The sequence below is a fragment of the Serratia montpellierensis genome, assembly GCF_020858655.1.
Lineage (GTDB): Bacteria > Pseudomonadota > Gammaproteobacteria > Enterobacterales > Enterobacteriaceae > Serratia > Serratia montpellierensis.
Map to the genome: position 1 here is coordinate 170028 of NZ_VOSN01000015.1, position 13213 is coordinate 183240.

The following is a 13213-nucleotide window of genomic DNA, read 5'->3' on the forward strand; positions in this document are numbered from 1 at the left end:
CTCATAACCTACGAGGAGCGAGCATGATGAAATCGGTACTTTTCTGGAAAATAACCACGCTGTTGGGATTGATGGTGGTGATGTTGATCCCCATCGCCCAACTGATGAGCGTGATCGACGAACGCAGCGGCTATCGGCAAAGCGTGGTCGGGCAGGTGAGCGAAAGCACCAGCGGGGCGCAGCGCGTGCTCGGCCCGTTGATTGTCATTCCCTATGTCGAACGTGAAGAGAAGAAAGACGAGAAAGGACAAACGGTAGTGCAGCGGGTACAGCATTACCGCTATTTGCTGCCTGAGTCGCTTCAGGTGCAGGGGGCGCCGAAAGTAGAGGTGCGCAAACTGGGTATTTATCAAACGCAGGTTTACCAGGGGCCGCTGAGCTTCAAGGTGCGTTTCGGCCAGCCGGAGCTGACGGATTTGCAACGTGCCAACGTGACCGTCGGCCAGCCGTTCCTGCTGGTGGCGCTGAGCGACTCTCGCGGCATCAAGAGCATTTCCCCGCTGGGATTGCCGCAGCCGGTGGCGTTTGAGCCGGGCACCGGCGTGGGATCGTTGCGGCAGGGGATCCACGCCCCGCTGACGCTGGCGATGCTGCAACAAAAAGAGGGGCTGAACGCCGACTTCACCCTGACGTTGGCGGGCACCAGCAGCCTGTCGCTGGTGCCGCTGGGGCGCAGCAGCGAGCTGCAACTGCAAAGCAACTGGCCGCATCCGAATTTCCTCGGCAACTTCCTGCCGGACGAACGCAAGGTGACGGAGCAAGGGTTTAGCGCTCGCTGGCGCAGCACCTGGTTTGCCAACAACATCAACAGTGCGTTCTATTACGACGATGCCATTATCGACGAGGACAAGCTGCCGGCCTTCAGCGCCAGCCTGGTCGAACCGGTCGATCACTATCAGCTGACCGAGCGCGCGGTCAAATACGCGCTGCTGTTTATCGGGCTGACGTTTATGGCGTTTTTCCTGTTCGAAACCCTGACCGGGCTGCGGGTGCACCCGATTCAGTACCTGCTGGTCGGCGCGGCGCTGGTGTTGTTCTACCTGATTCTGCTGGCCTTCTCCGAACACCTGGGATTCGCTTTCGCTTACCTGGCGGCCAGCATCGCCTGCAGCGGGCTGATCGGCTTCTATCTGAGCGCCGTACTGCGCGGCAAGCTGCGCGGTGCGCTGTTCGCTGCGAGCCTATTGCTGTTGTACGGCGTGCTCTATTTGCTGTTGCAGTCGGAGGATAATGCGTTGGTGCTGGGGGCCGGGCTGCTGTTTGCCATTCTGGCGGGCATTATGCTGTTGACGCGCAAGCTGGACTGGTACCAGGTGGCCGATCCGGCGCGTTTGACCAAGGAAACGCCGGCCGGGGAAGAGGAGCCACGCTTCCGTCTGTGGAAATAAGCGAGGGAAATCGGGCGCGTTCAGCGCCCGATAGCGGCTACAGCAGCGGTTCCATTTCCAACAGGATCTGCTCGCACCATTGCTGCAGGCGCTCTTCGCTCAGATCGTATTGGTTGACCTCATCGAGCGCCAGGCCGACGAAGTGTTTGCCGTCGGCGCTCAGCGGTTTGGGGCTGGTGAACTCGAAGCCCTCGGTTGGCCAGAAGCCGATAAACTGCACGCCCAGCGGCGCGATCTGATCGTGCAGCATACCCAGCGCGTCAAGGAACCACTCACCGTAACCGAGCTGATCGCCCATGCCGTACATGGCGACGATCTTGCCTTTCAGATCCAGCTCTGGCAGCTGCGGCCAGATCGCTTCCCAGTCTTCCTGCAGTTCGCCGAAATCCCAGGTCGGGATGCCGAGGATCAGAATGGAATAGTCCTCCATCAGCTTGGGCGAGACGTCTTTCAGGTTGTGCAGGTCGACCAGGTCTTCACCCAGAATCTCACGGATTTTTTCTGCCGCCATCTCGGTGTAGCAGGTGCTGGAGCCGTAAAACAGACCAATCTTCATGTGTAAACCGTTACGTTGCTGTTTAGAGAATTGCAGCGAGTATACCTGATTTGCGTCGGCTTAAGGCATAATGGCGCGGGTGGAAATGCAACAAAGAGAGGACCGCGTGCAACAGCAAGACAATGCGCTGATTGAACAATTCCTGGATGCGCTGTGGCTTGAGCGCAATCTGGCGGAAAATACGCTGGCCTCCTACCGGCTGGATTTGCAGGCCCTGGGCACCTGGCTTGGCCAGCAAAATACCGCCTTGCTGCAGGCGCAGGCGTTGGATCTGCAGGCGTTTCTCGCCGAGCGGGTGGACGGCGGCTACAAGGCTACCAGCTCCGCGCGCTTGCTGAGCGCGATGCGCCGCCTGTTTCAGTACCTGTACCGCGAGAAGCTGCGCGCCGACGATCCCACCGCGCAACTGGCGTCTCCCAAACTGCCGCAGCGTTTGCCTAAGGATCTGAGCGAGGCGCAGGTCGATGCGCTGCTGCAGGCGCCCTGCGTCGATCAACCGCTGGAGCTGCGCGACAAGGCGATGCTCGAAGTGTTGTACGCCACCGGGCTGCGGGTTTCCGAACTGGTGGGGCTGAGCATCAGCGACGTCAGCCTGCGCCAGGGCGTGGTGCGGGTGATCGGCAAGGGCAACAAGGAGCGGCTGGTGCCGCTGGGTGAAGAGGCGGTCTACTGGATAGAAAACTATCTGGAACACGGCCGCCCGTGGCTGGTCAACGGCCAGACGCTGGATGTGCTGTTCCCCAGCACCCGTTGCCAGCAAATGACCCGACAGACGTTCTGGCATCGCATCAAACACTATGCCATCCTTGCGGGCATCGACAGCGAACGTCTGTCGCCGCACGTGTTGCGGCACGCGTTCGCCACCCATTTGCTGAACCATGGGGCCGATCTCCGTGTCGTACAGATGTTGTTAGGGCACAGCGATCTCTCGACCACGCAAATTTATACTCATGTAGCGACCGAACGACTGAAACAGCTACATCAACAGCATCACCCGCGCGCCTGAGCGGCGGGTTCGAAAGGATTGGAACAATGAAAAAAGGTTTAATGCTGCTCTCACTGCTGGTGGCTTCGGTGACCGGTGCCGCCCATGCCGATGACGCGGCGATCAAAAAAGCGCTCGCCAGCCTGGGTATCCAGCAGGCGGACGTGCAGCCTTCGCCGGTCAATGGCCTGAAAACCGTGCTGACCGACAGCGGCGTGCTGTACGCCTCCGAAGACGGCAAGCATATCCTGCAGGGCCCGTTGTTTGACGTCAGCGGCAAAGAGCCGGTCAACGTGACCAACCAACTGCTGAGCACCAAGATGGACGCGCTGAAAGATCAAATGATCGTCTACAAGGCGCCGAAAGAGAAACATGTGATCACCGTGTTCACCGACATCACCTGCGGTTACTGCCATAAGCTGCACCAGCAGATGAAAGAGTACAACGATCTGGGCATCACCGTGCGTTACTTGGCGTTCCCGCGTCAGGGGCTGGCTTCCCAGGCTGAAAAAGACATGCAGTCGATCTGGTGTACCGCCGACAAGGCCAAGGCGTTCGACGCCGCCATGAAGGGCGATGCCGTTTCTCCGGCGACCTGCAAAACCGATATCAGCAAGCATTACGAGCTGGGCGTGCAGTTCGGCATTCAGGGCACGCCGGCCATCATTCTGGAAAACGGCATGATGATCCCGGGCTATCAGGGGCCGAAAGAGATGGCCGCCATGCTGGATGCGCACCAGGCCGCCACCAAAGCCGGTGGTTAATCGCCGGTGAGTATCAAAACGCAACTACGCCGCCGCCCGGCGGCGGACGACACGCATCTGCCCGCCAGTTTGCCGCCGCTGCTGCGTCGGCTTTACGCCCTGCGCGGCGTGCAGGCTGAGCAAGAGCTGGAACGCGGCGTCAAAGGCATGCTGCCCTGGCAACAGCTGGACGGCATCGACGACGCCGTCAGCCTGTTGCAACAGGCGCTGGCCGACGGCCGCCGCATCATGGTGGTGGGCGATTTCGACGCCGACGGCGCCACCAGCACCGCGCTGACGGTGCTGGCGTTGCGCAGCATGGGCGGCGCAGCCGTCGATTATCTGGTGCCTAACCGTTTCGAAGACGGTTACGGCCTGAGCCCCGAAGTGGTGGAGCAGGCGGCGGCGCGCGGCGCGGAGCTGATCGTCACCGTCGATAACGGTATTTCCTCCCACGCCGGCGTCGATGTGGCGCACGCCAAAGGCATGCAGGTGCTGGTGACCGATCACCACCTACCGGGCGAGACCCTGCCGGCGGCCGAAGCGATCGTTAACCCCAACCTGCGTGGCTGCGGCTTCCCGTCCAAATCGCTGGCGGGGGTAGGCGTCGCGTTCTACCTGATGCTGGCGCTGCGCGCCCGGCTGCGGGACAGCGGCTGGTTCGAACAGCGCGCGCTGGCGATGCCCAATCTGGCGGAACTGCTGGATCTGGTGGCGCTCGGCACCGTGGCTGACGTGGTACCGCTGGACGCCAACAACCGTATTCTGGTGTATCAGGGATTAAACCGTATTCGCGCCGGCAAATGCCGACCGGGTATCCGCGCGCTGCTTGAGGTGGCCAACCGCGACGCCCGCCAACTGGCGGCCAACGATCTCGGTTTCGCCCTCGGCCCGCGCCTCAACGCCGCCGGCAGGCTGGACGACATGTCTATCGGCGTGGCGCTGCTGCTGAGCGACGACATTGCGCAGGCGCGTATGCTGGCCAACGATCTCGACGCCTTGAACCAGACGCGACGCGAGATAGAGCAGGGCATGCAGGTGGAAGCCCTGCAGTTGTGCGATCAGCTGGAGCGCACCAGCACCGAGCTGCCTTACGGGCTGGCGATGTATCACCCGGAATGGCACCAGGGCGTGGTGGGCATCCTCGCTTCGCGTATCAAAGAGCGTTTCCACCGCCCGGTGATCGCGTTCGCGCCGGCGGGTGACGGCATCCTGAAAGGCTCCGGCCGTTCGGTGCCCGGCCTGCACATGCGCGATGCGCTGGAGCGGCTGGATATGCTGAACCCCGGGCTGATGATGAAGTTCGGCGGCCACGCGATGGCGGCCGGGCTGTCGCTGGAAGAGGCCAAATTCGACGAGTTCCGCCAGCGTTTCGGCGAGCTGGTGGGCGAATGGCTCGATCCGGCGATGCTGGAAGGGGTGATCTGGTCCGACGGCGAACTGGCGATGCAGGAGCTGTCGCTGACGACGGCGGAGCTGCTGCGCGAGGGCGGCCCGTGGGGCCAGGCGTTCCCGGAACCGACCTTCGACGGCAAGTTCCGCATCCTGCAGCAGCGGCTGGTGGGCGAGAAACACCTGAAGCTGATGGTGGAGCCGCTCGGCGGCGGCCCGTTGCTCGACGGCATCGCGTTCAACGTGGACACCACGCTGTGGCCTGACAGCAGCGTGCGCGAGGTGGAACTGGCCTACAAGCTCGACGTCAACGAGTTTCGCGGCAACCGCAACGTGCAGCTGCTGATCCAGCATCTTTGGCCGCGCTGAGGCGAAATTGAACACAATTCGGGGATTGGGCTCTCCAATCCCCTGCATCCTTCCCGATCGCCACAAAAACTGACCAACTCGCTATAAACTGCCGCCCGGATCCGTTAGAATTAGCGGTTCCAATGGCATTCCGCCATCGACGACATCAACGTAAAAGAACGAAACCATGTTTGAAATTAACCCGGTAAAAAACCGAATTCAGGACCTGTCCGAGCGGACTGCGGTTCTTAGGGGGTATCTTTGACTATGATGCCAAGAAGGAACGCCTAGAAGAAGTCAACGCCGAGCTGGAGCAGCCGGACGTTTGGAACGAGCCGGAGCGCGCACAGGCGCTCGGTAAAGAGCGCGCCGCGCTGGAAGCCATCGTTGAAACCATCGATCAGCTGGAGCAGGGCGGCGAAGACGTCGGCGGGCTGCTGGAACTGGCGGTGGAAGCCGACGACGAAGAAACCTTCAACGAAGCGGTCGCCGAGCTGGATCAACTGATGAGCAAGCTGGATCAGTTGGAATTCCGCCGCATGTTCTCCGGCGAATACGACAGCGCCGACTGCTACCTGGATATCCAGGCCGGTTCCGGCGGCACCGAAGCGCAAGACTGGGCCAGCATGCTGCTGCGCATGTATCTGCGCTGGGCCGAAGCCAAGGGCTTCAAGACCGAAGTGATCGAAGAATCCGACGGCGACGTCGCGGGCCTGAAATCAGCCACCATCAAGATCATCGGCGACTACGCGTTCGGCTGGTTGCGCACTGAAACCGGCGTGCATCGCCTGGTGCGCAAGAGCCCGTTCGACTCCGGCGGCCGTCGCCACACCTCGTTCAGCTCGGTGTTCATCTATCCGGAAGTGGACGACGATATCGATATCGAAATCAACCCGGCGGATCTGCGTATCGACGTGTACCGTGCCTCTGGTGCGGGCGGTCAGCACGTCAACAAAACCGAATCCGCCGTACGTATTACTCACCTGCCAACCAACATCGTGGTGCAGTGCCAGAACGATCGTTCTCAGCATAAGAACAAGGATCAAGCGTTTAAACAGCTGCGAGCCAAGCTGTACGAGTTTGAGATGCAAAAGAAAAATGCTGATAAGCAGACGATGGAAGACAACAAGTCCGACATCGGCTGGGGCAGCCAAATCCGTTCTTACGTGCTGGATGACTCCCGCATCAAGGATTTGCGCACCAACGTCGAAACGCGTAACACGCAGGCCGTACTGGATGGCGACCTGGATAAATTCATTGAGGCAAGTTTGAAAGCCGGGTTATGAGGAATAGAAATGTCTGAACAACAAGTACAGGGCGCCGATCAGGCGCTGGATCTCAATAACGAACTGCAGTCCCGCCGCGAGAAACTGGCCGGCCTGCGTGAGAACGGCATTGCGTTCCCGAATGACTTCCGTCGCGATTCCACCTCCGACAAACTGCACGCCGCGTACGGCGATAAAGACAACGAAGAGCTGGAAGCGCTGGGCGTAGAAGTGACCGTCGCCGGCCGCATGATGACCCGCCGCATTATGGGCAAGGCATCCTTCGTCACGCTGCAGGACGTGGGCGGCCGCATTCAGCTGTACGTCGCGCGCGACGATCTGGCTGAAGGCGTGTACAACGAGCAGTTCAAGAAGTGGGACCTGGGCGATATCCTCGGCGCGCGCGGCAAGCTGTTCAAAACCAAGACCGGCGAACTGTCGATCCACTGCACCGAACTGCGTCTGCTGACCAAAGCGCTGCGCCCACTGCCGGATAAATTCCACGGCCTGGCGGATCAGGAAACCCGGTACCGCCAGCGTTACCTGGATCTGATCGCCAACGAAGAATCGCGCAACACCTTCAAGGTGCGTTCGCAGGTGATGTCGGCTATCCGTAACTTCATGGTGGAACGCGGCTTCATGGAAGTCGAAACCCCGATGATGCAGGTGATCCCGGGCGGCGCGTCCGCGCGTCCGTTCATCACGCACCACAATGCGCTGGATATCGACATGTACCTGCGCATCGCGCCGGAACTGTATCTGAAGCGTCTGGTGGTCGGCGGCTTTGAGCGCGTGTTCGAAATCAACCGCAACTTCCGTAACGAAGGCGTTTCTCCGCGTCACAACCCAGAGTTCACCATGATGGAACTCTACATGGCTTACGCGGATTACAAAGACCTGATCGAGCTGACCGAGACCCTGTTCCGCACCCTGACCGAGAAAGTGCTGGGCACCTCTCAGGTGCAGTACGGCGACGAAGTGTTCGACTTCGGCAAGCCGTTCGAGAAGCTGACCATGACCGAGGCGATCAAAAAATACCGTCCGGAAACCGATCTGGCTGACCTGGCCGACATGGGCAAAGCGGTAGCCATCGCCGAATCTATCGGCATCAAGGTTGAGAAGAGCTGGGGTCTGGGCCGCGTCGTGACCGAGATCTTCGAAGAAGTGGCGGAAAGCCATCTGATTCAGCCGACCTTCATCACCGAGTACCCGGCTGAAGTGTCGCCGCTGGCGCGCCGCAACGACGTGAACCCGGAAATCACCGACCGCTTCGAGTTCTTCATCGGCGGCCGTGAAATCGGCAACGGCTTCTCCGAGCTGAACGACGCCGAAGACCAGGCGCAGCGCTTTGCCGATCAGGTGAACGCTAAAGACGCCGGCGACGACGAAGCGATGTTCTACGACGAAGACTACGTCACCGCGCTGGAGCACGGCCTGCCGCCGACCGCCGGTCTGGGCATCGGTATCGACCGTATGGTGATGCTGTTCACCAACAGCCACACCATCCGCGACGTAATTCTGTTCCCGGCGATGCGCCCACAGAAATAATTCCGTTTAGCGTGAAACCACCGGTGCAGGCAACTGCGCCGGTTTTTTTTCGCCCGCCGGACCTAACCGCTTAAAACATCGACAGTTACGCGCCATCTCCGCTTGCCCGCCGCCGATAACCGGTTATAATGCCTGTCGCACACCGATGCGGGTGTAGTTCAATGGTAGAACGGCAGCTTCCCAAGCTGCATACGAGGGTTCGATTCCCTTCACCCGCTCCAGCATTCCCTCCTGAAAACATCCTGATTCTCCGAAAGATTACCCCAACCCAATCCTTTGCCCCTGTAAGCGTTATCACTGGTTGTCCGCCATCCCACCAGCATCATCAGCGCCGTGGTGAGGAAAGCAGGGCAAAAAAATGCCGCCCCTGGGGACGGCATGTCGCTCTTTAGCGCACCAGATGCAAGAAATGCAGGTGTTTCTCGTACTGGTCGAGAATATCGTTGATCAACTGCTCCTGATTCCAGCCCATGACATCGTAGTTCTGGCCGCCTTCTTTCAGGTAGATCTCCGCGCGATAATACTTGTGCTGCTCGGCTTGCTGTTCATCGTTATCCAGCCCGGCCAGAGCGAACGTCGGCGAACTGTAGCCGCGCAGTCTGACTTCATAGATAAAGTTAAGCTCATCGCCCAAATCGACCTCGAAACGAATGCGGTCTTCCGCAGTGGCGTTGATGCTGCTGAGCGTGTTTTGTTTACTCAGCTCTTCCTGCACCAGCGTCATGGCCGGTTGGATAACCTCATCCATAAAGCGCTTAACCAGCGAGCGTTTTGGCAGATAGGCGATATTGCGCAGCCTGCGCTGCCAGGGAATGGGGTTGCGGGCGGCGGTGGGGGCGATGGTGGCCATATTTTGGCTGTCGCGCTTGGTCAGGTCGCGGCGCAGCGCCTTAAGCAAACCGTAAATGGATATCAGCAAGATGGCCGAGAACGGCAATGCGCTGGCGATGGTGACGGTTTGCAGCGCGCTGAGCCCCCCGGCGATCAGCAAGGCGATGGCGACGATGCCCATCAGCGACGCCCAGAAAATGCGTTGCCAAACCGGCGTGTTGCTGGAGCCGCCCGAAGCCAGCGTATCTACGACCATGGCGCCGGAATCGGCGGACGTGACAAAAAAGACGATCACCATCGCCATGGCGATAAACGAAAGCACGCTGGAGAACGGGAAATGCTCCAGGAAGTTAAACAACGCCAACGCCACATCTTGCTGTACCGTAGTGGCGAGGTCTGTCGCGCCCTGTTCCATGATGAGGTAAATGGCGCTGTTGCCGAACACCGTCATCCACATGAGGGTGAAGCCTGCCGGGACGAACAACACGCCCGTGACAAATTCGCGGATGGTTCGGCCGCGGGAAACCCGAGCGATGAACATACCGACAAAAGGCGACCAGGAGAGCCACCACCCCCAGTAGAGCAGCGTCCATCCGCCTAACCAGTTGCTGGATTTTGGCTCGTAGGCATACAGGTTGAACGTCTTGCTGACCAGCTCGGACAGATAGCCGCCGGTATTTTCCACAAAGGATTTCAACAGCAGGACGGTTGGCCCCAACAGCAGGACCAAGGCCAGGAGCAACAGCGCCAGGCCAAGGTTCAGCTCTGACAGAAAGCGTATGCCTTTCTCCAGCCCTGAAACCACGGAAATGGTGGCTAGCCCGGTAATCACCACGATCAAGATCACCTGAACGGTTTCGTTGATCGGCACGCCAAACAGGTGGTTAAGCCCGGCGTTGACCTGCAACACGCCATAACCCAGCGAGGTCGCGACCCCGAATACGGTGCCGATGACGGCGAAGATATCGACGGCGTGGCCGATAGGGCCATAAATGCGGTCGCCGATGATCGGATAAAGCGCAGAGCGCAGAGTCAACGGCAGGCCATGCCGATAGCTGAAGAAGGCCAGAATCAACGCCACGATGGCGTAGATCGCCCAAGCGTGCAGCCCCCAGTGGAAAAAGGTCAGGCGCATGGCCTGTTTGGCCGCCTCGACGCTCTCGGGCGTGCCGACCGGTGGCGAGAGATAGTGCATAACCGGTTCTGCCACGCCGAAGAACATCAGGCCGATGCCCATCCCCGCTGAAAACAGCATGGCAAACCATGAGTGGTAGCGAAAATCGGGTTGCGCATGATCGGGGCCAAGTTTGATGTCGCCGTAGCGGGAAAGCCCCAGAAACGTCACGCTGAGCAAAATCAGCGCCACGGCCAAAATATAAAACCAGCTGGCGTTGGTGAAAATTTGTTGCTGCAGAAGCTTGAAGTTCTTGTCGGCGACGTCGGGGAAAAAGGCGGCGAACGCGACCAGAAGAAAAATGAGGACTGCAGAGGTGAAGAATACCGCTTTGTTGATATGGCTCTGCGGCTTTTTTAGGGGGGGGGCTTTCTCACTCATAAATTGATTTATTCCATTTGTTTGATTATCGCCCTGAATGGAGGAGAGGTGTAACCTGTTATATCGTAGCAAAATAGTCAGGCTGTCGGTGCCGGTCAATAGGGCGGAATTACCGCTGCCTGAGCGCGGTAATTCCGAGTTATTCCGTGTTGCCGTTAGTTAAATAAAAATGCCAATAATCCCGTCACCTTATTTTTATTTTCCCATCCTTCCAATTTCATGCAGGCATTAACGAATTCTGTTCTGCGCATTTCATTGCTGTCCGAGGGGAAAGCGCCGCCACCGGCGTTGGGGATCTCCGTGCCGTTGATCGTCATGGAGGAGAAGGTCGGCGAGCTGGCGTGCAAAGACAGGTTCACGGGATAGCGCTGTTCGGCCTCTTGCCGGCAGTGGGTTCTGGCCGCTTCAAGGGGCGTTGGGGTTGCCGTTTGCGCTTCCCATTTCTCCGGCGTGGCACAGGAAGACATCATCAATGCGGCGGCGATAACTGCATATTTTCGCAAAGTAAAAATCCATTTCTAAAATAAAATTCCCTTGATTCTACCCCCAGCGTGCCGCGATGGCCCGCTGAATAAGGTGAGCGGGCCGATGTGGCGAGTTAACTGAGGATATCTTCGGCGATCACCTTAAACAGCGTGTCTATTTCGCCTTGGGTGTTGTAGTGCATCATGCCGATGCGCAGCACGCCGCCGTCCTGTAACCCCAACTGCTGGATCAGGCCCAGCGCATAGAAATGCCCGCTGCCGGCGCAGATGTTGTGCTGCCCGAGGTGACGGGCGATTGCGTCAGGCGTATGGCCGCTGAAGGTCAGGGCGAAGGTCGGCGTGCGGCGCGCGCTGTCCGCCTGTGAATGGCCGTAGAGCCGCACGCCGTCGAGCTGTTGCAGCCGTTGCAAAAAGTGGCGGCACAGCGCCTCTTCATGCCGGTGGTAGGCGGCGAAGCTCTCCTGCAAACGCTGCCTTAACGGCGCGCCCGGCGTCCCCCACTGCGCCAGATACTCGATAGCGGCCGCGACGCCGGCCAGCGCTTCGAAGCTCTGAGTACCGGTCTCGAAACGGCCGGGGCCAACGTCGGTGGCCGGCTCGACTTTGTACGGACGCAGGCGCTGCAGCCACTGCGGCGCGATGTAGGCCATGCCGACGTGCGGGCCGAAGAACTTGTAGGCGGAGCACACCAGGAAATCACAGCCCAGCGCCTGTACGTCAATCAGGTTGTGCGGCGCATAGTGCACGGCGTCGACATACACCTGCGCACCGACCCGATGCGCGGCTTCGACGATGGCGCTGATATCGACGATGCTGCCGGTGACGTTGGAAGCGTAGCTGACCGCCACCAGGCGGGTGTTGGCATTGATGCGCTCACACACTTTCGTGGCATCCAATGCGCAGTCGGCGCTCTCCAGCGGTATCTGATGCACCACGGCACCCTTGTCTGCGGCGGCCTGCTGCCAGCTGGAGACGTTGGCGTAGTGATCGAGCGCGGTGACGATGACCTCATCGCCGGCCTGCCAGTCGCGGCTGATGATACGGCTGAGATGAAAGGTCAGCGTGGTCATGTTCATGCCGAAGACGATGTTGTCGGGCGAAGGCGCATTTAACAAGGCGCGCACCGATTCCCGCGCCTGGCCCATCACCTCGCCGGTGACCCGGCTGGAGAAGTAGTGGCCGCCCAGGTTGGCGTTGTATGTCCCCAGGTAGTCCGTCATTTTCTCCAGCACGCCCCGTGAAACCTGTGCGCCGCCGGGGCCGTCGAAAAAGATCGCCGGTTTGCCGTCGATGTGCTGAGACAGGGCGCTGAACTGGCGTCGGGCGAGCTCGGGCGTAAAGGTCATGCTTTCTCTCCCCGCGCGGTGAGGACGAAGAGATCCAGATAGCCTTCTTCGTTCGGGCTTACGGCGTTGATCGGCGTGGCGTTGTGCCACAGTTTGCTGTCCGCCAGCAGCACGGCTTCACCGTCCGCCAGCGCTTTTTTAAAGAAGGGATCGTGGTGGCTGTCGTCGTACAGCATGATTTCACCGCCGACGATGTTGTGCCGGTGAATGGCGATCATGGCGATATGGTCGAAACCGTCCTGGTGAATGCCTTCCGGCGCCACCAGCGTATCTTTTTGGATGGCGACCACGCGCATTTGGTGGATCTCTATCTCGGCGCCTTCCGGCAGTTCGTTATTTTCGGCAAACAGGTTGCACATCTCCGCCATGCCGGCGCTCTGCAGCACGGCGCTGTCGATAGGCTCGAAGCGGCGCACCACGTTGCCCTGGAAATGGTTTATCTGATCGGATTGCATAAAGGTACGAGGACCCACTTCGGCGACGTTGGGGTTGAGGTATTTGACGACCGAATAACGGCGCAGGCGATATTTGCCGTCGGCGTGTTGCGTGTGGGGCAAGGAAGAAAACGAAGGCATCAGTTGTTGGGTGGCTTGCGGGCTTAGTACAGTCATACTTATTACGTTTTCGTGTTTCTGTAACATAATCACCTCTAATAATAATAATTTCTGATGTTGTAGGGGGTAATTCGATTGAATTGTAGACGACTCTATAACCAACGCAATTTGGCGGTGGCGAGGTGTGACGGCGGTCGTAAAGCTGGATGAACGCCCG

Annotated in this window: 11 protein-coding genes and 1 tRNA gene; 7 read left to right on the forward strand and 5 right to left on the reverse strand. The window is 59.4% G+C overall.

What is annotated here, in order from left to right; genetic code table 11:
- The first annotated feature begins 23 nt into the window (after positions 1-23).
- Positions 24-1388: a cell envelope integrity protein CreD gene (gene creD / locus FUU19_RS17505; protein ID WP_197834327.1), complete on the forward strand. Its 1365-nt coding sequence runs from the start codon at positions 24-26 to the stop codon at positions 1386-1388.
- Between the two features lie 37 nt (positions 1389-1425).
- Here creD and fldB read toward each other — a convergent pair whose 3' ends face one another.
- Positions 1426-1944 carry a flavodoxin FldB gene (fldB, locus tag FUU19_RS17510; RefSeq protein WP_060435004.1) on the reverse strand — a complete coding sequence of 173 codons (519 nt, stop codon included), beginning with the start codon at positions 1942-1944 and terminating at the stop codon, positions 1426-1428.
- Between the two features lie 106 nt (positions 1945-2050).
- Between fldB and xerD the strand changes: the two genes are divergently transcribed.
- From xerD to FUU19_RS17540, 6 genes are all read left to right on the forward strand, one after another.
- Positions 2051-2950: a site-specific tyrosine recombinase XerD gene (xerD, locus tag FUU19_RS17515; RefSeq protein WP_033654130.1), complete on the forward strand. Its 900-nt coding sequence runs from the start codon at positions 2051-2053 to the stop codon at positions 2948-2950.
- Positions 2951-2976: 26 nt separating this feature from the next.
- Positions 2977-3693 (forward strand): bifunctional protein-disulfide isomerase/oxidoreductase DsbC, encoded by a 717-nt coding sequence (dsbC, locus tag FUU19_RS17520; protein WP_197834326.1) that lies wholly within the window; start codon positions 2977-2979, stop codon positions 3691-3693.
- 6 nt (positions 3694-3699) lie between these two features.
- Complete coding sequence (gene recJ / locus FUU19_RS17525) at positions 3700-5433, forward strand: single-stranded-DNA-specific exonuclease RecJ (protein ID WP_141966814.1); 1734 nt, start codon at positions 3700-3702, stop codon at positions 5431-5433.
- Positions 5434-5599: 166 nt separating this feature from the next.
- A protein-coding gene (gene prfB / locus FUU19_RS17530; protein ID WP_096242572.1) for a peptide chain release factor 2 occupies positions 5600-6698 on the forward strand; the annotation gives its coding sequence in 2 pieces (ribosomal slippage) (positions 5600-5674 and positions 5676-6698; 1098 coding nt in all).
- Positions 6699-6707: 9 nt separating this feature from the next.
- Positions 6708-8225 carry a lysine--tRNA ligase gene (gene lysS / locus FUU19_RS17535; protein WP_004931697.1) on the forward strand — a complete coding sequence of 506 codons (1518 nt, stop codon included), beginning with the start codon at positions 6708-6710 and terminating at the stop codon, positions 8223-8225.
- A gap of 147 nt (positions 8226-8372) precedes the next feature.
- A tRNA-Gly gene (locus FUU19_RS17540) sits at positions 8373-8446 on the forward strand.
- Positions 8447-8613: 167 nt separating this feature from the next.
- Here FUU19_RS17540 and FUU19_RS17545 read toward each other — a convergent pair.
- From FUU19_RS17545 to FUU19_RS17560, 4 genes are all read right to left on the reverse strand, one after another.
- The gene (locus FUU19_RS17545) at positions 8614-10611 is read right to left on the reverse strand and encodes a BCCT family transporter (protein ID WP_230490969.1); all 1998 of its coding nucleotides are present in this window, start codon (positions 10609-10611) and stop codon (positions 8614-8616) included.
- Between the two features lie 155 nt (positions 10612-10766).
- Complete coding sequence (locus FUU19_RS17550) at positions 10767-11114, reverse strand: hypothetical protein (RefSeq protein WP_225529547.1); 348 nt, start codon at positions 11112-11114, stop codon at positions 10767-10769.
- A 95-nt stretch (positions 11115-11209) separates the two neighbouring features.
- Positions 11210-12442 (reverse strand): cysteine desulfurase-like protein, encoded by a 1233-nt coding sequence (locus FUU19_RS17555; protein WP_230490970.1) that lies wholly within the window; start codon positions 12440-12442, stop codon positions 11210-11212.
- Positions 12439-13053 (reverse strand): 2OG-Fe dioxygenase family protein, encoded by a 615-nt coding sequence (locus FUU19_RS17560; RefSeq protein ID WP_230490971.1) that lies wholly within the window; start codon positions 13051-13053, stop codon positions 12439-12441. Before FUU19_RS17560 ends, FUU19_RS17555 begins: the two co-directional genes overlap by 4 nt.
- Positions 13054-13213: the final 160 nt, after the last annotated feature.